Annotated in this window: 17 protein-coding genes and 1 pseudogene; 9 read left to right on the forward strand and 9 right to left on the reverse strand. The window is 67.6% G+C overall.

Annotated features, from left to right (window positions below; genetic code table 11):
* Positions 1 to 349, reverse strand: a 349-nt coding sequence (locus ABZ635_RS26360; protein WP_357769852.1) for an ATP-binding protein, incomplete at its 3' end; no start/stop codon positions are given.
* Between the two features lie 154 nt (positions 350 to 503).
* Positions 504 to 1,412 (reverse strand): DUF5753 domain-containing protein, encoded by a 909-nt coding sequence (locus ABZ635_RS26365; RefSeq protein ID WP_357769854.1) that lies wholly within the window; start codon positions 1,410 to 1,412, stop codon positions 504 to 506.
* Positions 1,413 to 1,590: 178 nt separating this feature from the next.
* Here ABZ635_RS26365 and ABZ635_RS26370 point away from each other — a divergent pair, with 178 nt between their 5' ends.
* Positions 1,591 to 2,397, forward strand: a complete 807-nt coding sequence (locus tag ABZ635_RS26370) for a helix-turn-helix transcriptional regulator (RefSeq protein WP_357769856.1) — start codon at positions 1,591 to 1,593, stop codon at positions 2,395 to 2,397.
* A gap of 14 nt (positions 2,398 to 2,411) precedes the next feature.
* Positions 2,412 to 2,612: a DUF397 domain-containing protein gene (locus tag ABZ635_RS26375; RefSeq protein WP_357769858.1), complete on the forward strand. Its 201-nt coding sequence runs from the start codon at positions 2,412 to 2,414 to the stop codon at positions 2,610 to 2,612.
* A gap of 122 nt (positions 2,613 to 2,734) precedes the next feature.
* Here the strand turns inward: ABZ635_RS26375 and ABZ635_RS26380 are convergent, their stop codons facing one another.
* Positions 2,735 to 3,598 (reverse strand): helix-turn-helix transcriptional regulator, encoded by an 864-nt coding sequence (locus ABZ635_RS26380; RefSeq protein WP_357769860.1) that lies wholly within the window; start codon positions 3,596 to 3,598, stop codon positions 2,735 to 2,737.
* Between the two features lie 78 nt (positions 3,599 to 3,676).
* On the opposite strand from ABZ635_RS26380, the gene ABZ635_RS26385 reads away from it, so the two are divergent.
* The 5 genes from ABZ635_RS26385 to ABZ635_RS26405 all read left to right on the forward strand — a co-directional run bounded on the left by ABZ635_RS26385 (position 3,677) and on the right by ABZ635_RS26405 (position 6,890).
* Complete coding sequence (locus ABZ635_RS26385; RefSeq protein WP_357769862.1) at positions 3,677 to 4,282, forward strand: DUF6879 family protein; 606 nt, start codon at positions 3,677 to 3,679, stop codon at positions 4,280 to 4,282.
* The gene (locus ABZ635_RS26390; RefSeq protein ID WP_357769864.1) at positions 4,279 to 4,662 is read left to right on the forward strand and encodes a DUF397 domain-containing protein; all 384 of its coding nucleotides are present in this window, start codon (positions 4,279 to 4,281) and stop codon (positions 4,660 to 4,662) included. Before ABZ635_RS26385 ends, ABZ635_RS26390 begins: the two co-directional genes overlap by 4 nt.
* 4 nt (positions 4,663 to 4,666) lie before the next feature.
* Positions 4,667 to 5,761, forward strand: a complete 1,095-nt coding sequence (locus tag ABZ635_RS26395; protein ID WP_357769866.1) for an rRNA adenine N-6-methyltransferase family protein — start codon at positions 4,667 to 4,669, stop codon at positions 5,759 to 5,761.
* A 151-nt stretch (positions 5,762 to 5,912) separates the two neighbouring features.
* Complete coding sequence (locus ABZ635_RS26400) at positions 5,913 to 6,449, forward strand: DUF6879 family protein (protein WP_357769868.1); 537 nt, start codon at positions 5,913 to 5,915, stop codon at positions 6,447 to 6,449.
* 54 nt (positions 6,450 to 6,503) lie between these two features.
* On the forward strand, positions 6,504 to 6,890 hold the full coding sequence (locus ABZ635_RS26405; RefSeq protein WP_357769870.1) for a DUF952 domain-containing protein: 387 nt from the start codon (positions 6,504 to 6,506) through the stop codon (positions 6,888 to 6,890).
* An 86-nt stretch (positions 6,891 to 6,976) separates the two neighbouring features.
* Here ABZ635_RS26405 and ABZ635_RS26410 read toward each other — a convergent pair whose 3' ends face one another.
* The gene (locus tag ABZ635_RS26410; RefSeq protein WP_357769872.1) at positions 6,977 to 7,360 is read right to left on the reverse strand and encodes a PLD nuclease N-terminal domain-containing protein; all 384 of its coding nucleotides are present in this window, start codon (positions 7,358 to 7,360) and stop codon (positions 6,977 to 6,979) included.
* A gap of 352 nt (positions 7,361 to 7,712) precedes the next feature.
* On the opposite strand from ABZ635_RS26410, the gene ABZ635_RS26415 reads away from it, so the two are divergent.
* Positions 7,713 to 8,438 (forward strand): GntR family transcriptional regulator, encoded by a 726-nt coding sequence (locus tag ABZ635_RS26415; protein WP_357769874.1) that lies wholly within the window; start codon positions 7,713 to 7,715, stop codon positions 8,436 to 8,438.
* A gap of 105 nt (positions 8,439 to 8,543) precedes the next feature.
* Here the strand turns inward: ABZ635_RS26415 and ABZ635_RS26420 are convergent, their stop codons facing one another.
* From ABZ635_RS26420 to ABZ635_RS26440, 5 genes are all read right to left on the reverse strand, one after another.
* Positions 8,544 to 9,605 carry an aspartate-semialdehyde dehydrogenase gene (locus tag ABZ635_RS26420; protein WP_357769876.1) on the reverse strand — a complete coding sequence of 354 codons (1,062 nt, stop codon included), beginning with the start codon at positions 9,603 to 9,605 and terminating at the stop codon, positions 8,544 to 8,546.
* A complete protein-coding gene (locus ABZ635_RS26425; protein WP_357769878.1) occupies positions 9,602 to 10,873 on the reverse strand; it encodes an aspartate kinase in 1,272 nt (423 codons plus the stop codon). The genes ABZ635_RS26420 and ABZ635_RS26425 overlap by 4 nt, the downstream gene beginning before the upstream one ends.
* 180 nt (positions 10,874 to 11,053) lie before the next feature.
* The gene (gene recR / locus ABZ635_RS26430) at positions 11,054 to 11,653 is read right to left on the reverse strand and encodes a recombination mediator RecR (RefSeq protein WP_304077270.1); all 600 of its coding nucleotides are present in this window, start codon (positions 11,651 to 11,653) and stop codon (positions 11,054 to 11,056) included.
* A 254-nt stretch (positions 11,654 to 11,907) separates the two neighbouring features.
* A complete protein-coding gene (locus ABZ635_RS26435; protein WP_357769882.1) occupies positions 11,908 to 12,255 on the reverse strand; it encodes a YbaB/EbfC family nucleoid-associated protein in 348 nt (115 codons plus the stop codon).
* 59 nt (positions 12,256 to 12,314) lie between these two features.
* Complete coding sequence (locus ABZ635_RS26440) at positions 12,315 to 12,710, reverse strand: MerR family transcriptional regulator (protein WP_357769880.1); 396 nt, start codon at positions 12,708 to 12,710, stop codon at positions 12,315 to 12,317.
* A gap of 79 nt (positions 12,711 to 12,789) precedes the next feature.
* Between ABZ635_RS26440 and ABZ635_RS26445 the strand changes: the two are divergent.
* Positions 12,790 to 12,903, forward strand: a pseudogene (locus ABZ635_RS26445) (alkene reductase); the annotation flags it as partial.

Consider the following 12,903-nt stretch of genomic DNA (forward strand, 5'->3'; position numbering starts at 1 on the left):
CGTCGGAGCAGAAGGGGAACGGGACGATCGGGTACGCGCCCCACCTCGCGGCGAGCACGTCCACCATCAACAGGCCCCGGCCACGTTCGGCGGTCAGCCAGTCCTCCGCCGAGCGGCCCACCGGGATCTCCGGGCCGGACTCACGGGCTCCGTCGTCCACGACTACGAGGCGCAGCACTCCGGGCTCGGACTCGAAGAGCGCCCGCAGCACTCGGCCGTCCTGGTCGCCGGAGCGTGTGTGCTCGATCGCGTTGGCCACGATCTCGCTTCCGCACAGGACGACCGCTTCTGCCAGTTCCTCCCCGAACCAGGCCAGATCCGCGCGCAGGTCCTCGCGGACGGTGCTCATCCGAGAGAGGTTTCCCAGATAGATCCTCGCTCGCCAGCGCGCAGGGCTCACATGCGGCACAATGGTCATGTCGACAACTCGCTTTCTTGATGGATGGTCTTGTCGGCCTGCTCTGGGGGTGTTGCCGCACCCGCCAGAGCCTTTCTCTTGGTCCTCAGCGATGAGCGGCCCGGGGCGTGGAAAGCACGGCCAGTGCCCGTTCCTCGTCCCCGCTGGTGATCGCCTTGTGTGCTTCCTGGGGCTTGAGGGAATCGGCGATGTGGACCAGCAGGTCCAGGGACTCGCTGACCGGAAGCGCCTCCCCGCGTAGGTCCTCGAACAGGTCAGCGAACGCCCGGGCCTCCTGGGGTGCGGAGATGAGCTGACCGTCCCCGCAAGGGGAGACGAGGTGGGCGACCGTGTACACCGGTCCCAGGGACAGGAGACGAAACGGCCCCATCGGGCAAGGATGTTCGGCCACAACAGCGGGGATGACCTGGAGACACAGGCCTCCGCCCCTCATGGAACTGATGAGGCGGCTCAGCTGTTCGCGCATCACTTTGGTCCCGCCCACCGGGGTCCGCACTGCGGCCTCGTTGACCACCACCCGCAGCGAAGCGGTGCTGTTCCAACCGGTCGTTGACCGGCCCCCGGCCCTTCCCCACGCCCGCCTGAGCGCGGTCGCGTAGGCGTGAGTCTGGACTGTGGTAGGAAGTGCGCCTGGGTGGAACTCACGCAGGCTGCTCACTGAGGAGTCGAGTTCGTGCGGGCGAGCCCCCGACTCCAGATGAGTGTTGAGCGTGGAACGGGCCCAGGCGTTGACCAGGCTTCCCTGGGCGTTGAGCTTGCGGTCGAGGTACTCCGCGAGATGACGCGGTACTGGGCTGCCCTCTTCCACCCGGCGGAGTTCGGAAGCTTCACACACCTCCCGCATCACCAGGTCATGAGCGCTGAGCCCAGCCACCTCCCGCAATTCCCCCACCTGTTTCCCGAACTGCTTCCACTCGCCACCAGACCCGCCCGTTCCATTGCGCTTGCCAGCCATACCGCCTCCAAGTTTCACCAACGAGCCATGCGATGGCATGATGTAAGCATATATTCGAGTCGCATGCTAGAGATTCGCAGAAGAAAGCATGAGAGGGCAGACTGAACCGCCAGGACGACGCGAAGCGCGAAGCGCGGCCCCCGCTAGGCTCACGGTGGTACGCCGCAGGACAGGAGGGCATGTGGGGTCAATACAACCCACCGTCGCGGGACGTGGCTTGGGCGCTGAGCTCCGAGCGATCCGTGAGACACGAAAACTCAGTAGCACCAAGGTCGCCGGGCAGCTTGGCTGGCAGCAGTCAAAGATCTCGAAGATCGAGACCGGTAAGCAGGGGGTCACTCCAGCAGACGTCGCATCCCTGTTGGCCATCTACGGCGTGACAGGTCATGAGCGGGATCGCCTGGTCGAGACAGCGGCAACGGTGAACGAACCCGGCTTGTGGGAGAAACAAGGCGGCATGTCACGGGACTCGCAGACTCTCATGCGGCTGGAGTCCGAGGCGACCGAAATCGTCAACCTGGAGCCACTCGTCGTTCCTGGCCTTCTACAGACTCCGGACTACATCCGTGCATTGATGAACGCCTGTGGTGTGGCCGCTCCCGACCTGGAGGTCCGCGTTGCCTCTCGGATGGGGCGGCAAGCGCTCATCACACGCAGCACCCCTCCACATCTGGAGTTCATCATCGACGAGTCCGCTCTACGGCGGCCGCTGCTCCCGGCGCAGGCGCTGTCTCGCCAGCTCCGACACATCATCGAAACCGCTGAGCGCCCCAACGTGTCTGTACGCGTTCTCCCGTTCTCGCTGGGGGGACATCGCGGCTTGGACGGGTCGTTCATGCTCATGGCGTTTGCCAACTCGAAGAGTGTCGTGCATGTAGAGCACAAGATCTCGACCTTCTTCCTGGAGGAAGCACACGAGATCGACTTCTACCGCGAGGAGATCGATACCCTGAGGGCAAGCGCGCTGAATCCCGACGAATCCACTCAATTGATCGGGTCCATCGCTCAAGAAATCGACAGCTGACAAGGACCACATCCATGAACGCGCCATCCTTCGACGCAGCCGACTGGCGCAAGAGTTCCTACAGTGGCAGGAACACCAACTGTGTCGAAGTGGCGGAGTCGGCTGTAGGCAACGCGATGCGCGACACCAAGCATCGAGACCTGGGCGCGCTCACCTTCCCCGGTCCCGAGTGGCGGGCTTTCCTCAACACGGCCCAGAGCGACCCGAGAAAATGAGGCAGGGACGCGGACCGGGTTCCCTGCCGGGGCCCACCGCCGCACTACCGTCTCCGCGTCAGACTTATGTGAGACTAGACTTGGCATGATGGCTACGTCGAGGAAACCGAAGCCTTCGCAGGTCAGGCGAGGCGGGAGGCAGCGAGGTCCCGGATGAAGGCGCGGGACTCCTCCTCTGACAAGGCGTGCTCCGTGAGAGTCTCGTGGACGTCCCGATACTGGGCGACCTCGTCGGGCTCCGCGATGGACAGCTCGCGCGTGAACGTCTCCACGATCACGGTCGACTCATCCGGGATCTCATACAGCAGGAAGCCGTTGTTCTGCCTCTGCCCGAACGCCGAGTTCAGGGGAAGAACACGTAGCTCCACAGCCGAGAGCGTGCTGACCGCCTGGAGACGGTCGAGCTGTGCGGGAAGGATCTTCGCGGTGGTGGGGTACCAGCGAAGAGCGGCTTCGGTGACAAGGAACCTGAACCTCCGCCCGTCTCCATACAGCACCTCCTGACGCCGTAGACGGGCGGCGACCCCTGCCGCGATGTCCTTCTGGCCCGAGAGGTTCGACAAGGTCAGCACTTGCTTGGCGTACTCGGCGGTCTGCAACAGACCGGGGATGAGCGAGGGCTGGAAGGAGAGCACCTCTGTAGCCCTGTCCTCAAGAAGGCCGACTTCACGCTGCCCCTGCCCCAATCCTTCGGAGTGGGCCACACGCCAGTGTCGGGATTCGACCAGAGCGGCGTCGGTCAGTTCGCGTGCCCGATCGACGAGGTCCGTCGATCCGCCGCACGCGCCGAGCCACCGTTCCGCATCGCTGACCGAGGGCCGAGTCCGACCGTTCTCGATCTTGGAGATCTTCGACTGGGACCAGCCGAGGGCGTCCGCGAGCTGTTGGCCGGACAACCCGCTGTCCAGACGAGATCCTCGTAGGAGGGCGGCAAGGCGGCGCTTCGCCCCCTCAGCCCGCGTAGCGTCCGGCAAGAACCTTCTCACCCCTAGTCCAAATTAAGTCGGAAAGTATGCCGACAAGTATCGCCAACCGCGCCCTGCTAGGTCACACTTGAGACTACCGTGCTGTTCCAGTACCCCCGAGGGGACGCCATGGGCACCATCATGAACCCAGAAGAGTTCCGTGAGATCTTCGACGACTTCCAGCACCGGGTGTTCAGGTTGGAGACCCTGGACTTCTACGACGCCGAAAACGAGCGCGCTCCCCTGGAACGCTTCCGAGCGGGCCTGCCCCAAGACCTTGCCTGGCGTGAGCGATGGAGGGGCAAGGTCGAGGCGATCAAGATCCGGGGGGCTTCCATCAGCCGGGTCCACATCGTCAGCGAGCCGCTGTCCACGTACGCGAAGTTCGAGATGACCTGCGCTTACCCGGCGAACGTAGGGGCGGGCGAGGACGTCCGCGTCCTGCCTCGCGCCATCGCCGACGAGTTGGGAGTCCCCAACGAGGACTACTGGCTCTTCGACGACGACCGCTCCGCCGCCATGGCCTACGACGACGAGGGACGTTGGCGCCATGTCGAGATGACAGACGACCCCACCACCGTGCGGCGGCACGTGCGGTGGCGAGACATCACCTCAGCCGAGTCCGTTCCCCTCTTCGACTACCTCAAGTCGGTCGGGCTCGAACCGGACTCGGCGTACGACGTTTCCACCAAGGAGGACAGGTGACCCAGAATCCGTTCGACGACGGCGACTTCTTCACATCCGGTGGCAGCGGCGATGACGGGTGCGTTGAGGCGGCGATCGCCGACCGCATTCCCGACCTCGTCGGACTGCGGGACTCCAAGAACACACGGGGTCCGGTGCTGCTAGTCCATCCCTCCGAGTGGGTGACGTTCACCCGGAGTACGGGCTCCCCGGCGTGTTCGACGACATGGACGTCAACCAGCGGCACCCCACTCCGAAGCAAGCCATTCAATCCCTCCGCCGCAGACTGCGACAACTGCCGAGGAAGCGGATGGATCTTCCCTGGCGGGGACGGACAAGGGCCTTGGAAGGACAAAGAGCCCATGCAATGCCCGCTGTGCAAAGGGAAGGGGAGGGTGTAAGGACGTGCCCGACCTCCACCACGCCCACTCCGCCCTGACCCGTCGGCTGGACACCACCGACGCCATCCGGGCCGCTTTCTCGACCCGCCCCCGTCACGAGTACATCCCCGACGTCATCTGGCCCAGCGCGGTCGGTGCGGCACTCGACCGAACCGAAGATCCCGACGGGTGGGCGAGTGCCGTCTACAGCGATGACTACGTCACCACGCAGGCCAACGACGGCAGTGACGGGCCGATGAACACTCCAACGTCGTCGTCTTCCGCGCCCCAGCTCATGGCGGACATGATCCAGGCGGCCGGGATCGAACCAGGCATGCGCGTGCTGGAGATCGGAACCGGCACCGGGTGGAACGCCGCCATCCTGGCGTCCCTCGTCGGCCCCGCAGGATCGGTGACGAGCGTGGAGATCGACTCCAACGTGGCCGCGCACGCTCGCGACCGCCTCGCGGGAACCAACGTGAAGGTGGTTACCGGCACTGATCCGGGCGCGTCCGAGGTCTTCGACGCCCTCATCGCCACGTGCGCGGTCCAACGGGTTCCCCTCGCATGGGTGGAACGCGTCGACCGCGATGCCCGACTGGTGGTCCCATGGGCGCCCTACCCCGAGGACGGGCCCACCCCCGTCGTCGCCCTGCGCAGGACGGGCCATGCCACCGCCAGCGGACCACTGGCCCGTGACGCCTCGTTCATGCGCGACCGCGGCCAGCGCGGGGCCCGGCGCAGATTCCCCGGAACCGGTGAGGAGGCCACCGACCGAGCAGTCTTCCCCGAGGGATCGCGGGACCTCCTCGACAACGACAGGCTGACCCATCTGGTGCTCACCTGCCCGGAGCTGTACATCGCCGTGGGAGGGCGCCCCTGGAAGGGCGGCGCCGTGCCCGTCGTCGCCCTGGGAGAGGACGGCGACTGGGCGCACATCTGGCCGGACGGTTCGGTCACCTGCAACGGCACGAGGGCTCTGACCATTTTCACGAAGGCGTACACGTTGCTGGAGGCAGCGGGGTGGCCCGGCTTGTGCTCCTTCAACCTGGAGGCCGACGCGAGGAGCGGTGTCCACTCCCTCCGCTCCAGCCTGGGTACATGGAGGCACCCGGTGTAGGGCCACGAGACCGAGGCCGCCCGCCTGACCCTGGACCAGGGCAGCACGTGAGGTGTGCAGCAGGCACTCGGACCGCGTCGGCGGGGGCACCCGGACACCCACACCATCGAACTCGCTCCATGGAGAGTTTCAGACAGCAGGAGGAAACCCGTTGAACAGGTTCATCGAACCCGGGCCGGAGTTCGGGGAGCTCTTCGACTCCTTCGAGCACACGGCCTTCCGCCTGGAAACCCGCGACCACTACGGCGCACCGCATGAACGGGCGTCACTCCGCAAGTTCCTCGCCGGAGAACCCGACGATCTCCCCTGGATGCGGAGTTGGCTCGACATGATCAGGAAGGCCACTGCGGCAGGACAGCGCTTCTCCCGTGTCCGGGTGGTGACGGTCCCTCTCACCGACTACAGCCGCTTCGGGGTGTGGTGCGCCCAGTTCACCAACGGCGCGGGCGAGGACATCCGCTACCTCGAACGGGTCCAGGCCGAAACGGCGGGTCTACCTCAGCACGACTACTGGCTGTTCGACTCGCACACCCTGCTCAAGATGCACTTCGACGACTCCGACGTCTTCCTCGGCGGCGAGATCATCGAGGACCCCGACGTGATCGCCCAGCACAACCACTGGCGCGACATCGCGTGGCACCACGCCTCCAGGCGGGACGACTTCGCCAACGGCCGACAGCCGGGGTAGGCCGCGCACGTGGCGGCCCGGCGGGGCGGGGGTCGAACGTGTACCGTCCGGTGCATGGCTCACATCCTGCATCTCACCGAACTCTCGCGCTGGCGTTCCGGCGGGAACGTCGAGGCCGAGTCCCTGCTTACCGAGGGGTTCCTGCACGCCTCCCCGGACGAGGCCACCATGCTGGCGGTCGCCAACGCCCTCTACTCCGCTGCGGAGCAGGCGCTGGTCGTGCTGGTGGTGAACACCGGGAAGGTGGACGCCGAGGTGCGGTGGGAGGCGGCCGCACCGGCCCCGCCGCCCGGTGTGGACGCCGGGGTCCTGTTCCCCCACGTCTACGGACCGATCCCCCGGGCCGCCGTGACCGGGCTGCGGCGTCTGGTCCGGGGACCCGGCGGCCGGTACACGGCCCTGGAGACCGTCATGGAGCCGGGCCCCTGCTTCCAGGCCTGACGTCGACGTGTCGACACGTCGATCTGTCCACAGGCTGTGGACAACACGAAGGGGCCCCAGATGACCCGGGGCCCCTTCGCTCGTGCTCAGGCGTTGCCGAGGCCGGTCTGGTCGGGAGGGATGTTGCTGTGCTGCCCGACGCTTCCCGGCACGGTGTGCCGAGCCCTCCCCTTGTCGATGCCGAGGAAGCGGTTGAGGTGCCCCTTCTTGCCCACCACGAACCAGGCGACGGCGCCGAACAGCGGGAACCAGAGGATGAAGATGATCCACAGGAGCTTGCCCCCACCGGACGTGTCGCTGTTGATCAGGGTCGAGACGATCGCGACGATCACCAGCACGGCGATCGCGAGGAACACGAGACCGATGAGGACCCCGGTGATACCGCTCATCCAGGCGACGGCGCGGCCACCCTCGTACGACATCTGCGAGAGGTCCGCTCGATCGGCCAGCACCGACAGGTTCGTGATCATGACTCCCCCAAGCAAGAAGTGACTGTCTAGTTACATAGGGTAGTAATTCGCGGCTGCCAGTCACGTACATTCCGACGTTTTCGGGCGTTTCCCGGCAACGGCTCAGGCGCCTCCGATTCCGTGGTGAGGCCATCCCAGCCGTGACTACTTTCGGGTAGCGCCCCCCACCAGGCCTTCCCACTGCTTTACTGGAACCATGGGCGAGCTTCGGCGAACTGGCAGGTCCACTCCCTCCCTCCGGCCCGGCGTCGGTACCGACCACGGTGACGGCACGGCCCCCCTCCACCACCGACCCGCACGCCTGGCGAGAGCCACTCCTCCGACCAGGGACGCGACAGAGGTCGGGTGAGCGGTGTCCAGGCAACCTCGCTACCTCTGGCTGGCCGACCAGCTCCGTGAACCGATCCTCAACGGCGAGATCACCCCGGGCACCCGCCTCCCCTCCCGCACCCGTCTGGCCCGCTCCTACCGGGTCAGCGAACAGATCTCCCGCACCGCGCTGCGCCTCCTGGTCACCGAGGGCCTCGTGGAGGCCCGGCCGGGCTCCGGCTACTTCGTGCGGACCGCCCCGGAGACCTTCCGGCTGTCCAGGACCGACGCCACCTCCGGCTCCGGCCTGGGTCAACTGACCCGCGAGAACGTCCGTACCGAACAGGAGCGCTGTACGGCGCCCCTGAGCACCCGGCTCCGGCTCCGCGACGGCGACCCCGTGTACCGCACCACCTCGCGGGGGCTCTCCGCCGACCGGCCGGTCACCCTGCACCGGTCCTGGGAACCGGCGATCCTCACCGCGGGCACCCTGCGCACGCCGTTCGACGCCACCGAGACCGGCACCCTCGAACGCCTGGGCGCCGCCGGGTTCCCCGTCGACCGGGTGGTGGAGGAGGTCGGCGTCCGCGCCCTGCGCGACGCCGAGGCCGCACTCCTGGACTCCGCCCCGGGTGTCCAGGTGCTGGTCGTCGAACGCACCCACTACTGCGGCGAACGCCCGGTCGAGACCTCCGACCTCATCGGATCGGTGGAGCAGTGTCGACTTCTCTACAAGTTGTCCCTCGCCCGCCCCCGGAGCCGCAGGTAGCCCGGGGCGTACACGACGAAGGGCGGTGGCCCGCCCCCTCGGTGGGAGGGAACGGACCACCGCCCCGGTGTCGTCGTCCCGGACCGGAGCCCGGTGACGTGCGCGCTAGGCCTGGGTGAACTCCTTGGCGACGACCTCGGCGATCTGCGCGGTGTTCAGCGCGGCGCCCTTGCGCAGGTTGTCCCCGCACAGGAACAGGTCGAGCGAGGTCGGGTCGTCGATCGACTGCCGGATGCGGCCGACCCAGGTCGGGTCGGTGCCCACGACGTCGTTCGGGGTCGGGAACTCGCCGTTGGCGGGGTCGTCCAGGACCTTGACGCCCTCGGCGCCGCCCAGCAGCTCACGGGCGGCGTCGGCGGTGACCTCGTTGTCGAAGGTCGCGTGGACCACCAGTGAGTGCGTGGTGATGACCGGCACCCGCACGCAGGTCGCGGAGACCTTCAGCTCCGGAAGCCCCAGGATCTTGCGGGACTCGTTGCGGACCTTCAGCTCCTCCGAGGACCAACCGTCGTCCTTGAGCGAACCCGCCCACGGCACGACGTTGTAGGCCAGCGGCGCCGGGAAGGGGCCGAGCTCGTCGACGGCCGCGCGCATGTCGCCCGCGCTGTCGCCGAGGGCGCGGTCCCCGCCCGCCTTGGCCATCTGGTCGCGCAGGACGTCGATGCCCTCCTGGCCGGCGCCGGAGGCGGCCTGGTAGGAGGAGACCACGAGCTCCTTGACGCCGTAGGTCCGGTGCAGGGCACCGATCGCCACGATCATCGACAGGGTGGTGCAGTTCGGGTTCGAGATGATGCCGCGCGGACGGTTGCGCACCTGGTCCGCGTTGACCTCGGGAACCACCAGCGGGACGTCGGGGTCCAGGCGGAACGCGCCGGAGTTGTCGACGGCCACGGCACCGCGGGCGGCGGCGATCGGGGCCCACTCCTTGGAGACCTCGTCCGGAACGTCGAACATGGCGACGTCCACGCCGTCGAAGACCTCGGGGGCCAGCGCCTGCACGACGACGTCCTCGCCGCGCACGCTCAGGACCTTGCCCGCGCTGCGCGCCGAGGCGACCAGCCGGATCTCGCCCCACACGTTCTCACGCTGGGTGAGGATGTCGAGCATGACGGTGCCGACGGCGCCGGTGGCGCCGACGATGGCCAGGGTGGGGAGACGGTTGCTCATCGGCCGGTACCTCCGTAGACGACAGCCTCGACCTGGTCGGCGTCGAGCTGGAACTCGCTGTGCGCGGCCTGGACCGCCGCGTCGACCTGATCCTCCTCGACGATCACCGAGATGCGGATCTCCGAGGTGGAGATCATCTCGACGTTGGTGCCGGAGGAGGCGATCGCGTCGAAGAAGCGGGCGGTGACGCCCGGGTACGAGCGCATGCCCGCGCCGATCAGCGAGACCTTCCCGATCTTGTCGTCGTAGCGCAGGGAGTCGTAGCCGACCTTCTCCTGGACCTTCTTCAGGGCGGCGACCGCCACCTTGCCGAAGTCCTTGGGGACGGTGAACGAGATGTCCGTGCGGGAGGTGGAGACCGCCGACACGTTCTGCACGATCATGTCGATGTTGATCTCGGCCTCGGCGAGCGCCTTGAAGATGGTCGCGGCCTCACCGACCTTGTCGGGGACGCCGACGACGGTGATCTTGGCTTCGCTCCGGTCGTGGGAGACCCCGGAGATGATCGGCTGTTCCATGCCTTCGCTTTCCTCGACTTCCGAAACGATCCACGTTCCGGGCTTCTGGCTGAACGACGAACGGACGTGCAGGGGAATGTTGTACTGGCGCGCGTACTCGACGCAGCGCAGGTGCAGGATCTTCGTGCCGCTCGCGGCCATCTCCAGCATCTCCTCGTAGGAGATCTGGGGGATGCGCTGTGCGGAGGGAACGACGCGCGGGTCGGCGGTGAACACGCCGTCAACGTCGCTGTAGATCTCGCAGGCGTCGGCGTTGAGCGCGCCCGCGAGGGCGACGGCGGTGGTGTCGGAACCGCCACGACCCAGGGAGGTGATGTCCTTGGTGTCCTGGGAGACGCCCTGGAACCCGGCCACGATGCAGATCGAGCCCTCGCCGATGGCCTCCTGGATACGGCCGGGGGTCACGTCGATGATCTTGGCGTTGCCGTGCAGCGACGTGGTGATGACCCCGGCCTGGGAGCCGGTGAAGGATCGGGCCTCGTAGCCCAGGTTCTCGATGGCCATCGCCACGAGGGCCATCGACATGCGCTCGCCCGCGGTGACGAGCATGTCGAGCTCGCGTGCGGGGGGCATCGGGGAGACCTGTTCGGCCAGGTCCAGCAGTTCGTCGGTCGTGTCGCCCATGGCCGAGACCACGACCACGACGTCATGTCCCGCCTTTTTCTGAGCCACGATCCTTTGGGCTACTCGCTTGATGGCTTCCGCGTCAGCCACGGAAGACCCACCGTACTTCTGCACGATTAGGGCCACGATCGATGCTCCTGAGGAGTTGGGATCAAGACAATTAACAATGGAGTGTAGCCAGGGACGCACACGGCACCCCGCCCGACCTGCGGAGGGAGGGCGTGGCGTCTTGACACACCGATGTTCGGGGCTACCCGCCAGAGCGGAGGTTACTCATATTTCGGCCCGATTACGGGGAAGTGTGAGCTAGAACTCCAGGCTGCGGCGGCCTTCGAAGGCTCGCCCGAGAGTGACCTCGTCGGCGTATTCGAGGTCGCCGCCGACGGGGAGCCCGCTGGCCAGCCGGGTGACTTTCAGGCCCATGGGTTTGACCAGCCGCGCCAGGTAGGTCGCGGTGGCCTCCCCTTCCAGGTTCGGGTCGGTCGCCAGGATCAGCTCGGTGACCTGGCCGTCGGCCAGGCGGGTCATGAGCTCCTTGACCCGGAGGTCGTCGGGGCCCACACCCTCGATGGGGCTGATGGCTCCCCCGAGCACGTGGTAGCGACCACGGAACTCGCGGGTGCGTTCGATGGCGACGACGTCCTTGGACTCCTCGACGACGCAGATGACGGCGGCGTCGCGGCGGGCGTCACGGCAGATACGGCACTCGGTCTCTTCGGCGACGTTGCCGCAGATCGAGCAGAAGCGCACCCGCTCCTTGACCTCGACGAGTGCGTTGACCAGGCGTTTGACGTCCGCGTGTTCGGCGGACAGCAGGTGGAAGGCGATGCGTTGCGCGCTCTTCGGACCGACGCCGGGCAGTCGCCCCAGCTCGTCGATCAGATTCTGTACCGCGCCCTCGTACATGCCTACCCACTCGGTCGGAACCGGGCCAGGGGCCCGGCGGGGCCACTCCTGGCCCTCCCCCACCGTATCGGGGGGCGGTGACCTCTCGCGACGGTGCCCGGGTCGTGGTCCGTTCCGTGTCGCCGAGGCAGGCCGGGTGCCGCCACCCGGTGCCGCTGGGGCAGCCGGACGGCGGCACGGCGACGCGGTGGCCGGTGGCCGCGAGGAACGGGCCGCCTCACCCCGGGGCCCGTCATCCGCGCGGCGAGACCTCCCTAGAAGCCGGGCAGGCCGGGCATGCCGCCGGGCATCCCGCCGCCGCCCAGGCCCTGGGCCAGCGGCCCCATCTTCTCCTGCTGGAGGCGCTCCACCTGGGCCTCGGCGTCACGGATGGCCGCGAGGACCAGGTCGGCCACGGTCTGCGCCGTCTCCTCGGCGTCGGCGGGGTCCACCGCCTTGGGGTCGACGGTGATGTCCTCGACCTGCCCGCGACCGCTGAGCTTGACCTCGACCAGGCCGCCGCCGGAGGTGCCCACGACCTCGGCCTCCTCCAGGGCCTGCTGGGCCTGGGCCAGCTGCTGCTGCATCTGCTGGGCCTGCTGGAGCAGGGCCTGCATGTCCATTCCGCCAGGGTTCACGGCCGTCTCCTCGCCGCACGCGTGGTGCTGTTCATCGCTTCGTGTCACTTGTCTGTGAGGGTAACCGGTCCGACCGGGGCTCCTCGGACGTCCGTCCCCCCGGACTCCGCGATGACCTGGTCCAGGGCCTCGCGGGTGCGTTCCAGCCCGTGGATCGCCCCGGACACCCGCTCGCGCTCGGCACGGAGCCAGTCGAGCAGGTCGGGGGCGGGCTCGCCGCGTTCCCGGGCGTAGACGCAGGGCAGCAGGTCGCGGATGGTCTCCGTGCTGAGGCCGGCGCCGAGCAGGCACTGGACGCGGTCGACGCGGTCCACGGCGTCCTCTCCGTACTCGCGGTGCCCGCCGGCGGTGCGCTCCGACGCGAGCAGGCCCCGCTCCTCGTAGTAGCGCAGCGAGCGGGGGCTGACCCCGCTCCGCGCGGACAGCTCTCCGATGCGCACGGCGTCTCCGTTTCCGGTGGTGTGACCCTGGACACGAACCCTTGAATCTGACACTGATGTCAGATTCTACGCTCTGGTCATGGACAACGCGACGAACGGCACCCAGCCCCTGCTCGACACCTACCGGCTCGGACGACTCCACCTGCCCAACCGGGTGGTCATGGCTCCGATGACCCGCCTGCGCGCGGACCGG

Origin of the sequence: Nocardiopsis sp. NPDC007018, from assembly GCF_040635075.1 — a bacterium.
In the GTDB taxonomy this organism is placed as follows: Bacteria; Actinomycetota; Actinomycetes; order Streptosporangiales; family Streptosporangiaceae; genus Nocardiopsis.

Excerpts from the sequence above, each read along its gene's own strand:
- ABZ635_RS26365 (WP_357769854.1), bottom strand. The coding sequence starts at position 1,412 with ATGCCATCGCATGGCTCGTTGGTGAAACTTGGAGGCGGTATGGCTGGC.
- ABZ635_RS26375 (WP_357769858.1), top strand. The coding sequence starts at position 2,412 with ATGAACGCGCCATCCTTCGACGCAGCCGACTGGCGCAAGAGTTCCTAC.
- ABZ635_RS26405 (WP_357769870.1), top strand. The coding sequence starts at position 6,504 with ATGGCTCACATCCTGCATCTCACCGAACTCTCGCGCTGGCGTTCCGGC.
- ABZ635_RS26410 (WP_357769872.1), bottom strand. The coding sequence starts at position 7,360 with ATGATCACGAACCTGTCGGTGCTGGCCGATCGAGCGGACCTCTCGCAG.
- ABZ635_RS26420 (WP_357769876.1), bottom strand. The coding sequence starts at position 9,605 with ATGAGCAACCGTCTCCCCACCCTGGCCATCGTCGGCGCCACCGGCGCC.
- recR (WP_304077270.1), bottom strand. The coding sequence starts at position 11,653 with ATGTACGAGGGCGCGGTACAGAATCTGATCGACGAGCTGGGGCGACTG.
- ABZ635_RS26435 (WP_357769882.1), bottom strand. The coding sequence starts at position 12,255 with ATGGACATGCAGGCCCTGCTCCAGCAGGCCCAGCAGATGCAGCAGCAG.